Origin of the sequence: Trinickia sp. (genome assembly GCF_051954495.1) — a bacterium.
GTDB lineage: Bacteria > Pseudomonadota > Gammaproteobacteria > Burkholderiales > Burkholderiaceae > Trinickia.
Genome location: NZ_JBQCHR010000069.1, coordinates 72,160 through 89,437, shown reverse-complemented (window position 1 = coordinate 89,437; position 17,278 = coordinate 72,160). Strand labels below are relative to the sequence as shown.

At 60.3% G+C, this 17,278-nt stretch carries 16 protein-coding genes; 8 read left to right on the top strand and 8 right to left on the bottom strand.

Annotation, left to right across the window (positions count from 1 at the left end):
• The 3 genes from ACTHNR_RS10325 to ACTHNR_RS10315 all read left to right on the top strand — a co-directional run.
• Positions 1–1,458 (top strand): GMC family oxidoreductase (locus ACTHNR_RS10325; protein WP_440547498.1); only part of this gene is annotated, 1,458 nt, incomplete at its 5' end.
• Positions 1,459–1,554: 96 nt separating this feature from the next.
• On the top strand, positions 1,555–3,189 hold the full coding sequence (locus tag ACTHNR_RS10320) for a cytochrome c (RefSeq protein ID WP_440547497.1): 1,635 nt from the start codon (positions 1,555–1,557) through the stop codon (positions 3,187–3,189).
• Positions 3,190–3,328: 139 nt separating this feature from the next.
• Positions 3,329–4,072 carry a metallophosphoesterase gene (locus ACTHNR_RS10315; protein ID WP_440547495.1) on the top strand — a complete coding sequence of 248 codons (744 nt, stop codon included), beginning with the start codon at positions 3,329–3,331 and terminating at the stop codon, positions 4,070–4,072.
• A 69-nt stretch (positions 4,073–4,141) separates the two neighbouring features.
• On the opposite strand, the gene ACTHNR_RS10310 is transcribed toward ACTHNR_RS10315, so the two are convergent.
• The 3 genes from ACTHNR_RS10310 to ACTHNR_RS10300 form a co-directional block, all read right to left on the bottom strand.
• On the bottom strand, positions 4,142–4,852 hold the full coding sequence (locus ACTHNR_RS10310; RefSeq protein ID WP_440547494.1) for an RES family NAD+ phosphorylase: 711 nt from the start codon (positions 4,850–4,852) through the stop codon (positions 4,142–4,144).
• On the bottom strand, positions 4,843–5,205 hold the full coding sequence (locus tag ACTHNR_RS10305) for an MbcA/ParS/Xre antitoxin family protein (protein ID WP_440547503.1): 363 nt from the start codon (positions 5,203–5,205) through the stop codon (positions 4,843–4,845). The genes ACTHNR_RS10310 and ACTHNR_RS10305 overlap by 10 nt, the downstream gene beginning before the upstream one ends.
• Positions 5,206–5,413: 208 nt before the next feature.
• Positions 5,414–6,355 carry a DMT family transporter gene (locus ACTHNR_RS10300; protein WP_440547492.1) on the bottom strand — a complete coding sequence of 314 codons (942 nt, stop codon included), beginning with the start codon at positions 6,353–6,355 and terminating at the stop codon, positions 5,414–5,416.
• A 261-nt stretch (positions 6,356–6,616) separates the two neighbouring features.
• On the opposite strand from ACTHNR_RS10300, the gene ACTHNR_RS10295 reads away from it, so the two are divergent.
• Complete coding sequence (locus ACTHNR_RS10295; protein WP_440547491.1) at positions 6,617–7,072, top strand: N-acetyltransferase family protein; 456 nt, start codon at positions 6,617–6,619, stop codon at positions 7,070–7,072.
• A gap of 33 nt (positions 7,073–7,105) precedes the next feature.
• Here ACTHNR_RS10295 and ACTHNR_RS10290 read toward each other — a convergent pair whose 3' ends face one another.
• Positions 7,106–7,981, bottom strand: a complete 876-nt coding sequence (locus ACTHNR_RS10290) for a LysR family transcriptional regulator (RefSeq protein ID WP_440547490.1) — start codon at positions 7,979–7,981, stop codon at positions 7,106–7,108.
• Between the two features lie 98 nt (positions 7,982–8,079).
• Between ACTHNR_RS10290 and ACTHNR_RS10285 the strand changes: the two genes are divergently transcribed.
• Together ACTHNR_RS10285 and ACTHNR_RS10280 are read left to right on the top strand one after the other, a co-directional pair.
• Positions 8,080–8,475 (top strand): tautomerase family protein, encoded by a 396-nt coding sequence (locus ACTHNR_RS10285; protein ID WP_440547489.1) that lies wholly within the window; start codon positions 8,080–8,082, stop codon positions 8,473–8,475.
• A 107-nt stretch (positions 8,476–8,582) separates the two neighbouring features.
• On the top strand, positions 8,583–10,439 hold the full coding sequence (locus tag ACTHNR_RS10280) for a CHAD domain-containing protein (protein WP_440547488.1): 1,857 nt from the start codon (positions 8,583–8,585) through the stop codon (positions 10,437–10,439).
• Between the two features lie 111 nt (positions 10,440–10,550).
• Here the strand turns inward: ACTHNR_RS10280 and ACTHNR_RS10275 are convergent, their stop codons facing one another.
• The 4 genes from ACTHNR_RS10275 to ACTHNR_RS10260 form a co-directional block, all read right to left on the bottom strand.
• Positions 10,551–10,895: a hypothetical protein gene (locus ACTHNR_RS10275; RefSeq protein ID WP_440547487.1), complete on the bottom strand. Its 345-nt coding sequence runs from the start codon at positions 10,893–10,895 to the stop codon at positions 10,551–10,553.
• The gene (locus ACTHNR_RS10270) at positions 10,888–11,214 is read right to left on the bottom strand and encodes a hypothetical protein (protein WP_440547486.1); all 327 of its coding nucleotides are present in this window, start codon (positions 11,212–11,214) and stop codon (positions 10,888–10,890) included. The genes ACTHNR_RS10275 and ACTHNR_RS10270 overlap by 8 nt, the downstream gene beginning before the upstream one ends.
• A gap of 58 nt (positions 11,215–11,272) precedes the next feature.
• Positions 11,273–11,737, bottom strand: a complete 465-nt coding sequence (locus tag ACTHNR_RS10265) for a YcxB family protein (protein ID WP_440547485.1) — start codon at positions 11,735–11,737, stop codon at positions 11,273–11,275.
• A gap of 563 nt (positions 11,738–12,300) precedes the next feature.
• Positions 12,301–14,172, bottom strand: a complete 1,872-nt coding sequence (locus ACTHNR_RS10260) for an FRG domain-containing protein (RefSeq protein ID WP_440547484.1) — start codon at positions 14,170–14,172, stop codon at positions 12,301–12,303.
• Positions 14,173–14,938: 766 nt separating this feature from the next.
• On the opposite strand from ACTHNR_RS10260, the gene ACTHNR_RS10255 reads away from it, so the two are divergent.
• Both ACTHNR_RS10255 and ACTHNR_RS10250 read left to right on the top strand, forming a co-directional pair.
• On the top strand, positions 14,939–15,913 hold the full coding sequence (locus ACTHNR_RS10255; RefSeq protein WP_440547483.1) for an RES family NAD+ phosphorylase: 975 nt from the start codon (positions 14,939–14,941) through the stop codon (positions 15,911–15,913).
• Between the two features lie 569 nt (positions 15,914–16,482).
• Positions 16,483–16,746, top strand: a complete 264-nt coding sequence (locus ACTHNR_RS10250; protein ID WP_440547482.1) for a hypothetical protein — start codon at positions 16,483–16,485, stop codon at positions 16,744–16,746.
• Positions 16,747–17,278: the final 532 nt, after the last annotated feature.

The window sequence follows — 17,278 nt, the reverse complement described above, 5'->3', positions numbered from 1 at the left end:
AATTTCCGCAATTCGCCGGCCAAGGACGATTTCGCGACGCCGTATCCGTCGATGCCCTATGCGCCGCATCCGGAATACGCGCCTGAAAACGGTTACTTGATTCAAAAAGGCGACTATCCGTACAACTCGCAGTATTTGCGTCTGGTCGGCGGCACGACTTGGCATTGGGCCGCCGCAGCGTGGCGCTTGCTGCCGTCCGATTTCAAGCTGAAAACAGCCTACGGCGTGGGCCGCGATTGGCCGTTCCCGTACGAAGCCCTGGAGCCCTGGTATTACGCGGCCGAGGTGGAGCTGGGCGTATCCGGGCCGGACACCCCGATCGATCTCGGCTCGCCGCGCTCGAAGCCCTATCCGATGCAGCAGTTGCCGCTTTCCTACCTGGACGCGCGCTTCAGCGAGGTGCTGAACGGGAACGGCTTCAAGGTCGTGCCCGAACCCGTCGCGCGCAATAGCCGGCCGTACGACGAACGCCCCACGTGCTGCGGCAACAACAATTGCATGCCGATCTGCCCGATCGCGGCGATGTACAACGGCGTGGTCCATGCCGAGAAAGCGGAAAAGGCCGGTGCGAAGCTCATTGCTCAGGCTGTCGTCTATCGCATCGAAGCGGACGACAAGGGCCTCATCTCCGCGGTGCATTACAAAGACCCGTCGGGCGGCACGACGCGCGTGACAGGGAAGTTGTTCGTGCTGGCGGCGAACGGCATCGAAACGCCGAAACTGATGCTGATGTCGACATCGGACAAGTTTCCGCACGGCGTCGGCAATCGCTCCGACCAAGTCGGCCGCAATCTAATGGACCACCCAGGGACGGGCGTGAGCTTTCTGGCGAATGAAGCCCTTTGGCCGGGGCGCGGCCCCATGGAGATGACGTCGGTCGTCAATTTCCGCGACGGGGCGTTCCGTTCGGATTACGCATCGAAAAAACTGCATTTGTCGAACGGCGTACCGACGATGGCGGTCACCTCGGCATTGATCGGCAAAGGCTTGACCGGTGCGGAACTCGACCGGCAGATTCGCGACCGCGCGGCGCGCACGTTGACGATCAACAGCTTCCACGAGCATCTGCCCGAACCGCAGAACCGCATCGTGCCGTCCGCCGATCGCAAGGATGCATTGGGCATCCCGCAGCCCGAGATTTACTACTCGATCAACGACTACGTCAAAAAAAGCGCGGCCAACACGCACGAACTCTATGCGCAGATCGCCGATTTGTTCGGCGGCACGGAGGTGGCGTTCGACGACCGCTTCGCGCCGAACAACCACATCATGGGGACGACGATCATGGGCGGCGACCCCAACGATTCGGTCGTCGACGCCGATTGCCGAACGCACGACCACCAAAACCTGTTCCTCGCGACGAGCGGCGTGATGCCGAGCGCCGCGTCGGTCAATTGCACACTGACGATCGCCGCGCTGGCGCTGCGGCTCGCCGCCAAGCTCAAGCGTGAGCTCTGATGGCGCGATGAATCGATGAGACTTCCGATGACGACGAATCAGCGACTCAGTTCCCGCGCGACGGATCCGCGCCGCCATCGCTGCGGACACCATGGCATGCTTCGCCGGCCCCGTCGCATGGCGGGCGCGGCGGCTGCGTTTTCGATATTCGCGTTGTATCTGGCTTGGCATGCGTCGAGCGAACGCGACAATTGGGCCGCCGACGAGTTGCCGATGTCCGTGGCGCAGGCGCAAGGGGCGAGCGAAGTGGCGACCGCCGGGGCTTCGGGTTCCAGCGGGACGAGCGCGGCGAGCAAGGCGGCGCCAGCGAATAATCCATCGGCCGCTAGCGGAACGGTCGCGCAGAACGCCGCTTCATCGCAGGCATCGGCTTCGAATGCCGCTTCCTCATCGGCGGCGTTAAAAGGCAGCACCGCATTGGCGCCGAACGCCGCTTCGGCCGAAGCGCAGGCAAGCGGTGCGGGCGCAATGGCCGGGACGGGCGCAGGCGGCCCCTCAAGTGGTTCAGACGCCGCCGCGGCCGCCGCGGCGCCCACGGACGCCGCCGACATCGTCAAACGCGGCGAATATCTCGCACGCGCCGGCGACTGCATGGCATGCCACACGGCCGATAAGACCCGGCCTTTCGCCGGCGGCCTGCCGATCGGGACACCGTTCGGCACGCTCTATACGCCGAACATCACGCCCGATCCCGACACCGGCATCGGCCGCTGGAACGACGCCGATTTTCTGCGCGCGATGCAGCGCGGCATCGGCAAGGACGGCCAGCATTTATATCCCGCGTTTCCGTATACCGAATACACGCGCGTGACCGAGGCCGATCTGCTGGCGATTCGCGCCTATCTGAACACGCTGGCGCCGATCCATTACACGCCGCCGCGCAGCGAACTGAGTTTTCCGTTCAATCAGCGTTGGCTCATGTTCTTTTGGAACATGTTCAACTTCCGCGAAGGCCGCTTCGTGCCCGATCCGAAGCAAAGCCCGCAATGGAACCGCGGCGCCTATCTGGTGGAAGGGCTCGCGCATTGCGAGGAGTGCCATACGCCGCGCAACTTCATGCAGGGGCTCAAGACGAGCGAGCGCCTCTCGGGCGCGGTGCAGGCAGGATGGCGCGCGTTCAACATCACGCCGGACAAGGCGGGCGGCATCGGCAATTGGAGCGAGGACGACGTCGAACATTACTTGGCGACGGGCGTGGCGCCGGGGCGCGCGAATGCGGCCGGGCCGATGGCCGACGTGGTCGCCAACAGCACCCAATACTTGACCGCCGAGGACCTGAGTTCGATCGGCGTGTATCTGCGCTCGGTGCAGCCGATTTCAGGCGGGCAGACCCATGCGCGCGATCAATGGGGCCGCCCCGCCGACGATGTGAAGGCCTTGCGCGGCACGCGCGTGACGGGTATCGACGGCGCGCAGCTGTTCGTCGCGAATTGCGCGAGCTGCCATAACTGGACGGGACAGGGCGTGGGCGGGACGGCGCCGTTGGCCTATCCCTCGCTGATCCACAACAGCGCGGTGGGTTCGCCCGAGGCGGACAATTTGGCGATGGTGATCCTGCATGGGGTGAATCGGCGGACGAAAGATGCCGACGTGATGATGCCGGGCTTCGGCGATCAATTGAACGACGACCAAATTGCGGCGATTGCGAACTACGTGACGCAGCGTTTCGGCAATCCGCATGCGACGGTTACTGCCGCCGATATCGGCAAGCTGCGCCAGCGTCAGCAATAGCAAGAAAGACAAGAAGGACAATCGCGCTTCGAGGCGATGCGCCATGCAGCGAGCGGCGCATCGCCGCCGTTGCGCCGCTCGTTCTTTGCTCGATGCATCTGGCCGATGCGGCCGCGTCAGCCGGACTATGATTTCCGATATGAATACGCGAAGCGAGATCTACCCGATCGTCTGCCGGCATGCCGCCAATACGGCAGGCCGGGACTTTGTCGTCGGCGACCTGCACGGTTGCGTCGACGCGCTCCGCTATTTGCTGCGGGAGATCGTGTTCGATCCGGAGTGCGACCGGCTTTTCTCCGTGGGCGATTTGATCGACCGCGGTAGTCAGTCGGAAGAAGCGCTGGCGCTGATCGACAAACCGTGGTTTTTCCCGGTCCTTGGCAATCACGAAGAAGCGTTGTGCCTCGTTTCCGAGGGCGTCATGCGGCGCAGCGCCTGGTATTCGCTCGGCGGAGATTGGGCGCAGGCGTTGCCCGATCGCGTTTTGGCCGCCTATGCGCGGCGGTTGCGGACATTGCCGCTCGTTCGCGTGATCGGCAGCGGGCCGCGTCGCTTCAACGTCTTGCATGCGGAATTCTTCGGCGACGACGCCGCGCTCGACAGCGGCCTTTTCAACGAGCGTGTACGTCAGCAACTGCTGTGGGGCCGCGAACTCGCGCTCGGCAGCGGCCACGTGGAACGGCAGAAGGGGCTGTCGCCCACCTACTGCGGCCATACGCCGATGCGCGAAATCGGGCGTATCGGCGCGCAGATTTTCATCGATACGGGAGCATTCGCCGCGACGGGCAAACTGACGGTGACCGAAGCGTTGACGCCGCGCGCTTGGTCGGTGTCGGTCGACCAAGCGTTGGCCGAGGGCGCGGACGAGATGTCGTTGCCTTGATCGTTGCGCGTGACGGCGTCGGCCGAAGTGTTCGCTTCATGCGTTCGCCGCCGCAGCGCTCAGGTCACATCACCCGATTTGATTCAACTCGAAGACGCTGTCGATCGCGTGGCCGTTCCAGTTGTATTCCAAATACGCCGCATGCCGGCAGTCTCGTAGCAGCGTGGTCTTGAACGCGGCCAGGCATTCTCCAGACGCATCGCGCACGGACGGGTAGACGATGCCCGCCGCCCCGGCTTCGCGCAGACGGCGGCCGAGCGCTTGGCCCGCCGAGTAATCGGTGGGCGAGAGCACAGCGGGGTCTAGCGCGGGATCGTTGCGCAGATCGATTGCCTCGCCGCGCGCCAACACCGTGTAGAGGCGCATTTGCTGCCGCAGCGGCGGCTCGTTCGTCGCCGAAAGAAACAAGGCCGCGTGGTAACGCGTTTCCGCCACGGCCGTGCGCGAATCGCGCGCGCAGTAGAACACGCCGTAGGCGCCGTCGGAGAAGCGGCTGCCGAGCGGGTTCAAGTGCGTGAAAGCGGCCATGATCGGCCCGCAGCCGGGGCCGAAGCAGCGCTCCTCGCGCGGCACGAGATCGAGTTCGCCTACTTCCGTGCGCAAGCGGTCGTTCGTCATGGCTTCGAGCGCATAGAGCGCGTCGAAATCTTCGGACGATGCGACGCGATCGAACAGATTGACGGCCGGAAAGCGCGTGGGGATCACGCGGTACGCGGGCGACCAATCGAGGCGCACTAGGCGCTGGGGGGAGAACCGGTCTTCAGCCTTCGTCACGCCCATCCGCCTCGCATGGCGTCGAGGTACTGCCGCACGGCTACCAGGTCGCTGACGTTCCCCGCCAGCATCCGGTCCAGCGCGCTGGCGCCGCCGAAAGGCGGAGCGCTGTTCGGCCGTTTGACCCAGCCATCGGCGGCGGCCGGCTCGGGCAACAGAATCTGCAACGCCTTATAGATGCCGAGCAGCAACGACAAACGCTCGAGCGTATCGCGCGAAAGCCGCGCCGACTGCGGGGCGGCCTTCCATTTGAAGAAGGTGGAGCGGCCTGGCGAGCCGAGCAGGACGATTTGATCGTCGATGGCGAGACCCCAGTCGTGAGCGATATTGAAGAACGCGCGCAGGCCGGCCGCGGACATATCCGCGAGCGAAGGGGCGGACCCGGGCGAATGCCTCGACGCGCGCGCGGCTGCTGTGGACAAATGATGGACGGCGGCGGATGGCATGATCGATCTCTAAATAAACTACAGATCGATCTTAGTCTATATATGGATTAATGCAAGGCAAACTTGCGATACACGCCACATCTGTGGCGCATTGACCTGATGAAAGCGGTGCAAGCCATCGTCATCGTGAGGGCCCGGGGTTAGTCCCGCGCTCCGCGCGCGTAGTGCCCGATGGCCAGCATTGGCAGACGATGAGACCCGCCAGCATTGACGCGGCGCCCGCGAGCGCACGCAGAGACAGCGTTTCACCGAGCACGAGCCAGCCGGCGAGGGCGGCGAACACGCCTTCCATGCTGAAGATGATGGCCGCGTGTGCCGGCGCGGCGTCGCGTTGAGCGACGACTTGCAGCGTGTAGCCGATGCCGACCGACAGCCCGCCGCCGTAGACGATCGACGGCCAGGCGCGCGCCAGCGCGGCCATCTGCACGGGCTCCACGGCCAGCGCCACGGCGAGGCAGAGCACGCCGCAGGTGGCGAACTGCACGAGCGCCAGCACGAGAGCGTCGCGCGAACGCGCGAAGCGGCCGACGAGCAGCACCTGCACCGAGATCACGAGCGCGCAGCCGAGTTGATAGAGATCGCCCGCATGCACTTCGAATGCGGAGGTCACGCTGAGGAAGTACAACCCCACTGCAGCCAGCAGCGCGCCGAGCCATATTCCCGCCGACGTGCGGTGGCCGAGCGCGGCGCCGGCCAGCGGAACGATGACGACGTAAAGCGAGGTGATGAACCCGGCGTTGGCGACAGTCGTGTATTGCAGGCCGACTTGCTGAAAGGAGATGGCGACGGCGAGGACGATCCCGAGCACGATGCCGGCCGCGGCAGTCTTCGGCCGATGCATAAGCGCGGCCAAGTGATCTCGCGAAACCTTGGCCCCCGGCCGCAGACACAGCACAAGGACGACGGCAGACCCGAGCAGGAACCGCAGACCATTGAATAGAAAAGGACCGATCGCGTCGAGGCTCAGCCGCTGCGCGACGAACGCCGAGCCCCATATCATGGCGGCGAGCAGCATCAGCAGGTTGGCGCGCGTGTGCCTTTTGGCAAGTTCGTTCGAATGCATTGCTTGATGGTGGACGTCGGGTGATGCCGGGGCAGGTTAGCGGCGAAACGCAGCAGCCCGACCTGGGCGCACGGTTTTTCGCCGAAAGAACGAATTTACGTGAGTTCGCCGATCTTTGTACTCGGGCGGGGCCACTGCGCCCTGCTCTGTCGCGCCGGGGCGTGAGGACTACGCATCCTCGTGCTGCCGCAACCACCGCACGTGAGATACATTGTCGGAATGCGCCGCGATGGCGCCCTTTTTCATTTGGAGTGACGGGCAATGGAATCGACGACCGCGACGATCCGCAGAATCGAGGCACGCGACGAGGCGCGCTGGCGCGAACTGTGGGATGGCTACACCCGCTTTTATGAACGCGATCCGTCGGAGCCCATTACCCAGCACGCTTGGTCGCGCATCCTCGACGAACGCTCGCCCGTTCATGCGATCGTCGCCGAGCGGGACGGCAAGGTGATCGGCATCGCGAACTACATCATTCACGAGAGCACGTCGCTACTTACCCCGGTGTGCTACCTGCAGGATCTTTACGTCGACCCAACCCTGCGCGCGGGCGGTGTGGGACGCGCGCTGATCGATTGGCTAATCGACGAGGCGCGGCGCCAGAACTGGTCGCGTGTGTATTGGACGACGAAGGAAAACAACTACCGGGCGCGCGGGCTGTACGACAGCTACACGCCGCGCAGCGAGTTCGTTCAGTACCGCATCGACATACGCTGAGCGCTTTTCAACGTAACGACCGCTCGCCTTTCCCTACGCACGTGAGAGCGATTTGGCGAGCATGCGCAGCGCATCGGCCGAGCGGGGGTCGCGCACGCGGGAATACATGACGACATGCGATTCGGGCAGCGGCGGCAATCCGAATTTTTCGCCGACGTCGACGACGTTCGGCGGCGCCGCGCGCCGCGCCAGCGCCGAGACGGCCAGCCCCGCCGAAATGGCGGCTCCGATGGCGGCCATGCCGCCGCCGACGAATGTCTCTTCCCAACTGATCGAAGCTTGCTCCAGGGCGCGCACGGCCGCGGCGCGGACACCACAGGGCGCCGAGAGGACGGCGAGCGGCAGCGGCTCGCCGGCCGGCGGTACCCAATCCGGCGCGGCTAGCCACGCGAGCGGCTCCACGAATAGCTTTTCGCCGTCGAACGCGCCGTCGGCATGGGCTGCGCGCGCCGCGACTTCATCGGGTTCATGCCGCACGATGACGGCGTCGAGCAGACGTTCGTCGAAGCGAGTGACGAGCGGGATGGACGAGCCCAAGTGCATCTCGATGAGAAGCCGCGGATCGTGCCGGTGCAGACTCGCGACGAGCGCGGCGAGATCGTGACCGGCGACATGCTCGCTGAGCCCCACCTTGAGCCGCCGCTTTTCGGTGCCGAGCGAGCCGAGTGCGCGATCGTGGGCCCGCAACAAGTCCCGCGCCGCATCGAGAAACGCGCCGCCGGCGGCGGAGAGCCGAACCAAGCGCGGCGTCCGCTCGAACAGCGCCTTGCCGATGTGCGCTTCCAGCCGCTTCACCTTGAGGCTGACGGCCGATTGCGTCGTGCCGAGCAAGTCGGCCGCGCGCGTGAAACTGCGCAGATCGGCCACGTGGACGAACGCCCGCACCGCATCGAGATCGAGGACTTTCATTTCAATCGTAAATAGAAGAAATCGCTAATGATTTCTGTTCATTATGGATCGCCAGCCGTATTCTGCCAACCACACCATCACTGAAACGGAGAACCACCATGCCGCTCGCACGTATCTCGCTTCCCGCCGGCCGCTCGGCCGAATATAAGAAGTCAATTGCCGACGGCGTGCTGCGCGCGCTCGTCGAGACCTTCAACGTCCCGAAGGACGACCAGTTCATGGTCTTCAGCGACCATGCGGCCGAAGACCTGATCTATAACCGCCACTACCTCGGGATCGAGCGCAGCGACGGGTTCGTCATGATCCAATTGACCGTCAGCAATACGCGGCCGCTGGAAAAGAAGCGGGCGCTGTACCGTCGGATCGTCGAACTGCTGGCCGAAAGTCCGGGCGTTCGGAAGGAAGATGTGTTCATCAGCCTGGTCGAGGTGTTGCCCGAGGATTGGTCGTTCGGCAACGGTGAGGCGCAATACGTGCCGGAAGTGCCGAACTGATCGGAGGTGGCGGCGAGCGCGGCGAAAGCGCACTGGAACACGTTTCGCGGTGAACCGAGCGACGCGAGTGTGTAAGATGGAACGCGCGCGTCAGCTTGGGAGCCACGATGTCGGAAAGCTTCGAACTCGTCCTCGCGCTCGAGGCTTCGGCCGCGAGCGAATGGATGCAGGTGCCGGTTGCAACCGAGGCGCCCGGTGATAGGGCTGCGCCGGGGGCGGCGAAAAAGGCGCGTCGCGGTGGGCGGGCGGCGCGGGTTGCGGCCTCGGGACAGGGAGATGTTGGGGCAGCTGTTGCCGATGCGTTGAGCCGAATGCCCGATGTTGCTTTGCTGCAGCCGATGCAAGGCTCGACCGTTCGGGCGTTTGTTGACGCCGACGGAACGCGGCGCGCGATGCTGGCTGTCGCCGATGACGGTACGCCGAGTGTGACCGCCGTGCGCGCGAAGGCATTCGTCCCGGGTGTTTGGCGGTGCGAGACGGTTTGCGATGAATCGCCCGGGAAGGGCGGTGCGGCAGCGTTGACGGAAGGGCTCCCCGAGACGCTCGAGAAAGCGCTTGGGAAGGTTGAGAAGCTGGTGGGCTCGCCCGTGTTAGCGGTGCGTCGCGGTGTGTGGCGGTGGACCGGCTCCTCCGATGGAGTGGTAGTCGATATCGAGTTGCATGATGTGCGCGGCGCTTCGTCTTCGGAGTCTGCGGGCGGCGAGGGCGCGGCGTCGGTAAAGCGTGCGCGCGCAAACGCCGATGGGCAGGAGGGGGCGGTTGCGTCGCCTGGCTCGGAGGCGCCGCCGGTTGCGTTTTGCGAAATGCGGCTCGTATCGCGAATCGACGCGGTGCCGGCGCCGATTGCGACGGCTGGACATGCGGTGGCCGATCGGACGATCTCTGAAGCCTCGAAAGGGGATCTGGACGGTACATCGGGTGCCGCCGCTAATGCCGAAACGCCTACCCCGGGTGATCCCATTGTCGCTGCTCTGGAGGCGCTCTTCACCGCAGCCGGCGTCCTAGCCGATGTGTTCCCGGTGTTTCCCACGCTGACCGATGGCTATGCGCGCGCTTGCACTCCCGATCAATCCAATGCGGCAGTTCGCGCTTCGCGCATCGATCTCTCTCATGCCCAGAACCCCCACGACGCTTTGATCGAGGCCTGCGCGAGCATCGCCGTGCAATGGTTCGGCAATGAAGCAGGCGTGCGCGGCGGCGCTGGACCGGAATACGTGCATCAAATGCGCGTCGCTTTGCGGCGGCTGAAGACGCTGCTGAAGACGTTTCCTCGCTGGATCGATGACGCTTGGGCGCGCACGATCGCACCCGACCTCGATTGGCTAGGCTCGCTGCTCGGGCAAGTGCGCGACCTCGATGTTTTCGTCGATACGACGCTGCCGGCGTTGGCCCAGGCGGATGCAGATGGAGGGGCGTGGGAGGGGTTGCAGGCGAAAGCCGCGGCTCGAAGGGACGAGGCGCGGGCGCAAGTGGCGGCGGCGCTGCGCACAAGGCGATATGCATTGCTGGCGCTCGCTTGGCTAAGGTGGCTGGCGATGCAACGCGTTTCGACCGGGCCGATTGCGATGGTGGATAAGGGGCTGGAGGATTACGCGCGGAAACGGGTGAAGAAGCATTTCAAGCGGTTGCGTGCGAAACCGGCGCTTACTTCGCTGACGCCCGCGGAGCGGCATCGTAGGCGGATCGAGGCGAAACGGTTGCGGTATACGCTGGAGTTTTTCGAGTCGCTTGCTTCGAGGAAGACGCGGCGGAAGGTGGCCAAGCAGCTGGGGCGGATTCAGAGCGTGCTAGGCGATGGGAGCGATGCGGCGACAGCGTTGCGGTTTTTGGAATCGCTCGATGTCGCGCCGTATGAGCATGGGTTCGCGCGCGGGTGGTGCGAGGCGGTGAACCGGTGGTCGGCGGTTGAGGGGGAAAGGCTTTTGGAGGAGTTGGGGAAGCCGCGGATTTTGGGGGAGGGGTGAGGGGCTAGACCATGCAGTAAATGCCCGTTTTCGACCCACAGCGGACAGTGGTACTTCTCTGAAGCGGCCATTCGCGGGGAAGCGAGCCTTCCGGTGACCGGGCGCTCCGGGCTACTGATTCTCGGCGCGTCCCTCAAAAACTCCCAATCTCTCGTAGACGATAGCGAAGCGGTCTCCCAGTTCCTGTTGAAGATGGTCACGCATCGCGGCCGCGGTCGCTTCAAAGCGCTCGTACTCGTGCGCGTCCCATGGTCCTGGATCTGGAGGGTATTCCCAGTTGAGCGACAGATCATGCCACGCAGTCATTTCCACAAGCTTTCCGCGCGTCTCGTCAGCTAGAGGCAGCGAGTCCTCAATCGGACCAACCCCGTATGCGCTGCGAGTGGTGTCGTCTCCCGCCCAAATACAACCACCACCCCACTCGAACATGAGCCTGAGGCGATATTTTTCAATCATCGCAAGCTTCCGCGTCTGGAATAACCTCAAGTGCGGATAGCACGACCTTGAAGAACTCTTCCGCAAGCGCGTAATACTCCGCGGCTTCGGGTCTCCCGGCCGGAATCTCGCTCATGAAGCTTCTGCCGCGGTCGGTAAGGAAGCTGATCGGTCGATAATTCTCGCTAAACCAGCAAGCAATCGTGTGATTGACCGCACTAGACAACTGATAGATCGCCGCGTCGCGCCGATACAGACGAAGTTCGAGAAAGCGCTTGTCATTCAGCTGGCGCTGCAGTGAAGCAATTTGCTCGAGCAACCGATTGAGCTGCGTTGTCAAGACAGCCACCTCTCACGGGTTCGTTGTTCGCGGACGGGTTGATTCGGTTTCGATGAGGCTATCCATTTTTGACCCGCGAACGAACCAGTGTATTGAATTGCTGCCACTCGTGCTCAGATGCAAAGAACGAACGAGGAAAGTAGAAGAGACCCCGCGTGGCGTAAAAAACTAAAGACAGATCAGCTTCCTGTCGCGCCTTGACGAACTTCGACCACTCAAACTTTGAAGTTGTATTTGCTGTAATCCACTCAATTCCCCAATCGGTTGCAACGCCGCGAATTCCGCCGACAAGCAAAGTCGTTTTTCGCCACGCCCTGACGCCGGTGTACCTCGTGATAGCAGCCGCTAGCAGCGAGATGAAAGCGGTAAGAATCAAGTCGGGCAGCAAAGATGTCGGCTCGGATACGACTTTTGACCAACCCGCGCCGAGCAATACGATAAGGTTAAGCACACAAGGGGCAAACACATACCATCGAGCCCAAACCGGAACGCACATTCTTTGAACCCGCAAGAATTCATCCATTGAAATGGTTCCTGCGAACGAAACCGAATCCGCTGTATTGGAATTGATCATTAAAATTGCAAAGCAATATTTTTCAAATTATAGTCTCGATGACTATAAGTCACCCGATTGGCGTTGGCCTTAATGTCGTCAGTGGAAAGCAGCACGGTATTTGTGTCGACCATTTCATCGAAGATATGGAGCGGGGTATGGAATCAAGTGACTTAACGCCGCGGATTTCACCAACTGCGGAGCAACTCCGACATGTTCTGCTCAAGCAGTAAGACCGTTGCGGGGTGCCGAGCCCCCGGGCGAAATCAATGATTGTCAACGACCCCACCCTCTTCGAACGGTTAACGACAATTGCGCTGGAGACTTTAGGTATACATCGCCTACAGGGACAAACGCGACCGTGGATTGATTGTTGACGATCTGACACTCCCTGAGGAACGTCTCAAACTGGCCGACCGCGGACACCGACTTGCCGATCCACCAAGAGGCGAGGCTCTAGCTACCCGTACCGCCTACGCTGAGCCGAAGTGGGTTCATCAGGGCGCTGCACATTTGGCATCGGATGCGTCGTCCTACATTTGGCGATGAAACCGCGTGACATACTTAGCCCAACGATTGCTGTCCGTATCGGCAAAGTCGAGCATCAACTGATAGGCAGGGTCATCCTTCGGAGCAGGGAACAAGGTATCGAAAGAAACACCAAGCTCATAGCGAGCTGGCTGCAGTCTGAAGACACACACGACCGTTTCTGCCAACCTGTTTTGATGGTCGCTATGTCCGCCATGAAAGAAGCGCGCGCTCTGCGCTTGCGGCCTCTTTGCAGAAAAACCGAATTCAGCGAGTTCCTGGCAATCGATTAACGATGGTGCGACGGTGTTGGTCACCGCTTGGCATGCGATGACGACTGGGCAGCTCGCTTGATCTCGCGGCCACTCTTCGACCCGAAGCGTGTCGTAACGAAAGTTGCCCGACATCGTTTCTTTGCTAAGGACGTTGGTCGCGAACCAGATCGCTACCTCCGGTCGGTGGGTTACATCAAGTCCGTGGGTCGGGATGCCATAGTGTTGGGCGAGTGCCATCACGGCGTAGTCAAGCCTGCATAACGGCGAGGAAGCCTCTCGGCGCCATCGTTCGGCGCGCGCGGCAATATCAGCCCTGTCGCTGGCATAGATCCGCCGCTCTAGGTATTGCCTCAGCGCGAAGTGCGAGTCTTCATAAACATAAGCGCGCTCACGAGCCGCCGTAGTAATGAGAGACGGCTCAATAGAGCATGAATCTGCGAATAGAAAGCGCTGGACCACCGGATCGCGATTGACTAGGTGCAGCTTGCGTTGGCCCCTAAAAAAGAGCTCACCGTCACCTTGCTTCGGGATACGTTGCAAGACTTCGAGCAGTTCCTCAGTGCTTGAAACGTTGATAACTGGAACGCAGTAGTTTTTGCACCTCACGTTACCGATAGGATTTATAGTTTTATAGAAATCATCGTATTGATTTCTCGGCACATCGGATGCACCATAGACACCGCAGTCGTCGAAGTTTGACGCATGAAATGACATCCGGTAGTATTTGTCGACGAGGATGCCTGAGAACACCTCACGTTCGCTCGATGACGCGTCTGGCGCGAAATCGGTGGGCGTGGGCGGATTGGCCGGATTAGTTTCGCCCAAAGGCAGTGAGCCAAAAACCGTATGATCGCCCTGGGCATCGATAAGCGCTCGGTAATCTTGATCGGGAACACCAATTAAGCCGCTGCGGTCTATTGCCTCTGCGTAGGCACCAAACCCCATCTTTTCGAGTTGCTTGCCGTTGACAACGGCATCGCGGATTTGCTTGGCTGTTGCGTGATACAGGAAATATTGGACATTTATCGCACCGCCCAGCCAAGCGCCAAGCGCTGCCATTGCATAGTGCTGGACAGTCGGCAGATTGCGAGGGTATTCCGCGAAAATGGATAGATTTTCTCTCGCGAAACCTTTTTTCTCAAGCGCGTCACCCTGCGCGCGCAATTGTTCTTCGAGAAGGGCCTTGTAGAGATAGATCGTCTCGATCAACTGACCAAACCATGTCGCGTATGCCATGGGCCAAATGCTTTTTGAATGCCATTGCAGGTGTGCGTGAGTCATCAGCACACCGGACCGGGCGATAGCGCCAGTAGGTTGGCACTTTAGCGCCCAACCGCGACCAGACCGCTTAATATTTGGTTCGTTTTCAAGATTGCGCACGAAATTTGGTGTCATACGAAACCCCGATAGGATACCTTTAAAACTTGCTATCAACGCCCGCCTTTTCTCCGGCGGGGCATCTAGCTTGAATCCGATATATGACCCTTCTGCTTGGATCTTTCGAGCGCCTAAAGCCTTATTGAGATATCCAAAATCAATTGCTTCCAGGGGCATTGAAACACTTTCGAATACTTTAAAAAATATTTGTTCTTGTTCAGTCATGTATATTCCCGGTTACCGTTCTATCGATCATTTGAGAGAAAAACATCGAATGACCGGAATTCGTTGACCCAGTCGAAAGTGCCGATTGGGCGAAGAAGATGAAATTGTCGACGATTCGGATACCAATGTCGACTGGCCGTTCGTGGGCCGGGTGCCGCCTCATGCAATGGGCATGCTCAGCCTGAACGTCGCGAGGCCTCGGTCGGCAGCACGCGACCCTTCGCGGCCGTTCGACATGCAGTTGACTCTATGTCTCTTCCTGAAGCACACTCGACATTCGCCAGTTTGCCTCGTGAACTGGTCATCTTCCAAGCCAAGGGTCAAGGGTTCGAGCTCCTCCCGACGCGCCAACGTCTTTGGTCCACGACCAACCAAGCAATGGCGCGCTACTTTCCCACTAAACAAGAACCTCCGACAGACAGTGACGCTGACTGATATTTTTCGAGGGTGTCGGTGGAGTTGCTGGTACCGTTGTACGAATGGATAAGCCGTGGAGCGTGATGGATGCTCGGATGGCAGGCTACGTGATTATTCAATTTTCGTGGCTAAGAGCTATCAAATAACGCGTTGGAACGATCTAACTGGGGGACTAGTGATGGTTGAAGATCGCATGCTGGACGCACCGCCTTTATGTTCCCATTGTTTTGCAAACGTTGGACTTCAGCGGGAGGCAGAACAGGTATCTCAACTACGCACTAAGGCACCCTGCAAACGTTGTTCCAAGGTCGGGGGCGCTGTCTTAGATTCCAACGCGGCGCGCCAATTAATGAGCAACTTTTTTGTAGATGCGTCCACTCCGCCGGATGTAGGGGGACCCGCCTACGTTTATCAATTCAATGAATATCACTACCCGGGTGCGGTCGAATTCGGTACCGAGATCGACGCCGATGTCCAGCTTCTCTCAGATTATTTAGGCGTAGGGCTCTTTCAGTATGGACCGCCCCTATGGAGGCTAGGATACACCGAGCACTATCAAACGCTCAGAGAGGGAGACAGCGCGGCTCGCGATTTGGTTTGGGATGACATTCTTGAACGGTGCGCTGAGACGATTTTAGGGCAAGATGTAGTGTTGTACCGCGTGAGGAAAGGAGAAGACCTTATTGCGCCGCTTGCATCAGAGTTCGATTCACCGCCCGCGAGCGTGCGAATGGCGTCGTCCTTTGGTCGGTACGATTCGGAGGCTCTTCCGATTCTGTACGTTTCAGAGAATGTGGAGACGTGCTTGCACGAATGCCGCGTCACGTTGTCTGACTACATCAATATTGCTGCGCTGCGACCATCCCGCGATCTGAGGCTTTTAAACTTGACGGAGGTCGATGACACCACGGCGCGTACCGAATTTGATAGCGTTGCGCGATTGCTGACGAAGTTTGCGTTTTGCGGGAAGTATGACTATGACTTGTGCAAAGAACTTGCTCATAAGGTGAAAGCAAAGGGCTACGATGGCTTCGTCTACTTAAGCTATTTTCGGCAGGCGCACGAGGTCAATCTAACGAACATCGCTGTGTTCGGCTATCCGCTACGCGATGGATTGCTGTCGCTTGCATCCGTAAACCGTGTAAAGCTGACGCGTGTTTCTTACGGCTACAGTTTTGGACCGCCGCAAGACGTTCATGCACCGCCCGATGCTGACGAGATAACCAAACTCGCCAATGAAATGACGCAGGCTGAAGGGGGTGCTGAGACACTGAAAACTTTTGCTAGGCGCTTGGAAGACATTCTTGCGAGACGGCGACGATAGCATACTCTTATGCCTGAGCACCAACTCACCTGTGTACGATCACGAAGGGATCCTTGAACATATCCGTCTTAAAGTTTGAGCGCCCCAGCCGGCCCGCGATTCGCATTTTTCCATAAGTGCCGCCGAGGGCGCTGAGGCATGCGGTTGGCGAAATGATTGCTGGCGAAAAAATCGCGAATTCCGCTCGGCCCTCGAGTCCGGCTTGCCCCACGGCCACATATAGAGTCCAATTGTCCTGGGGAAGTAGCAAATCGGCGAGCGTCCGCCGTCTGGATGGAACCGACATTCGAGCGTCTATAAGAACTCGTAGGTCAATGTTCGGGTTTGGCCGGGTAGAGCCAAGGCGGGGCTCAAGTTCATCGCAGAAAACCGGTCATCCGCGGCGATCCGGCAAGGGAAAGTCGGTGCGGATCGCCAACGGCCCCTTTTGGCCGAAATGCGCCATACGATGCTGTCGCGCCGCTGGGGCGAGCCGCCGACGGCCGGGCAGCGCATCTCGACCCACTGCGGTCAGTTAGAATCCTCGAAAGCGGTCGTTCGGTGAAGCACACTGTACGGATAATCACACCATGTTTACCCCAGAGTTTTCAGCAGGTGATGGACCTGAACACGTTTTGGTCGTCAATCATTTTATCGAGACGGAGGAAGCGCTCAAGCTGAGTCTCGCTTTTGTTCGTGCTCGTGTCCATTACGGACGCCAACACGTCCCATCGCCCGCAGCGAGTTTTGTGGCGTACTACGATGTGCGCGGGCAAAAGGTTGGGGGCGACCTCGAAGCGCGCTTGACCAGCGCTCTTCAGGACATCGCTGAGGTTAAGGTGACGCGATCATGAGTCTTCAACTCATAGTTCACTGCGGCAGTGTCGTCGAAGTAGAGACCATGCTTTCTGCGTCCTGCGGCAGCGCTGCCGAAGTATTCGCTATCGATACGGACAACATTGGGGTTTCCATTCCAACGTTGTTGCTGGACTCTGTCGGGGAAGAGAGGATCCGAGCCGCGCTCAGTCACGCACGCGTCTATGATCTCTACTCTGGCATTTGGAATGACGCCACGTGACCAGAGATCACATACACCCCCGATCTGGATCGTCCCATGGCTGACCGTTCGTTGGCGAGCACAGTCCCGTTGCCGTAAAAGAGCCTAGCTTGAGTGAGCGGTATCCCGTTGTACGTAGAATCCCCACACGCCATTGGAAAGCACAGTGGCTGCGAGCAAACTGCCTTTCCGGGTATTGTGATTTCATACACCCATGCGCGATGACGTTCGCTAGAATAAGCCGGGTGCGGAACGACAATGTGTTCCTGAGACACCCGTCGCCAGTTGCCTGCGTGCAACCACGGATTGATGCCATTGATCGAGAGAGG

Excerpts from the sequence above, each read along its gene's own strand:
- ACTHNR_RS10320 (WP_440547497.1), top strand. The coding sequence starts at position 1,555 with ATGCTTCGCCGGCCCCGTCGCATGGCGGGCGCGGCGGCTGCGTTTTCG.
- ACTHNR_RS10315 (WP_440547495.1), top strand. The coding sequence starts at position 3,329 with ATGAATACGCGAAGCGAGATCTACCCGATCGTCTGCCGGCATGCCGCC.
- ACTHNR_RS10310 (WP_440547494.1), bottom strand. The coding sequence starts at position 4,852 with ATGGGCGTGACGAAGGCTGAAGACCGGTTCTCCCCCCAGCGCCTAGTG.
- ACTHNR_RS10305 (WP_440547503.1), bottom strand. The coding sequence starts at position 5,205 with ATGTCCGCGGCCGGCCTGCGCGCGTTCTTCAATATCGCTCACGACTGG.
- ACTHNR_RS10300 (WP_440547492.1), bottom strand. The coding sequence starts at position 6,355 with ATGCATTCGAACGAACTTGCCAAAAGGCACACGCGCGCCAACCTGCTG.
- ACTHNR_RS10295 (WP_440547491.1), top strand. The coding sequence starts at position 6,617 with ATGGAATCGACGACCGCGACGATCCGCAGAATCGAGGCACGCGACGAG.
- ACTHNR_RS10290 (WP_440547490.1), bottom strand. The coding sequence starts at position 7,981 with ATGAAAGTCCTCGATCTCGATGCGGTGCGGGCGTTCGTCCACGTGGCC.
- ACTHNR_RS10285 (WP_440547489.1), top strand. The coding sequence starts at position 8,080 with ATGCCGCTCGCACGTATCTCGCTTCCCGCCGGCCGCTCGGCCGAATAT.
- ACTHNR_RS10280 (WP_440547488.1), top strand. The coding sequence starts at position 8,583 with ATGTCGGAAAGCTTCGAACTCGTCCTCGCGCTCGAGGCTTCGGCCGCG.
- ACTHNR_RS10275 (WP_440547487.1), bottom strand. The coding sequence starts at position 10,895 with ATGATTGAAAAATATCGCCTCAGGCTCATGTTCGAGTGGGGTGGTGGT.
- ACTHNR_RS10265 (WP_440547485.1), bottom strand. The coding sequence starts at position 11,737 with ATGGATGAATTCTTGCGGGTTCAAAGAATGTGCGTTCCGGTTTGGGCT.
- ACTHNR_RS10260 (WP_440547484.1), bottom strand. The coding sequence starts at position 14,172 with ATGACTGAACAAGAACAAATATTTTTTAAAGTATTCGAAAGTGTTTCA.
- ACTHNR_RS10255 (WP_440547483.1), top strand. The coding sequence starts at position 14,939 with ATGAGCAACTTTTTTGTAGATGCGTCCACTCCGCCGGATGTAGGGGGA.
- ACTHNR_RS10250 (WP_440547482.1), top strand. The coding sequence starts at position 16,483 with ATGTTTACCCCAGAGTTTTCAGCAGGTGATGGACCTGAACACGTTTTG.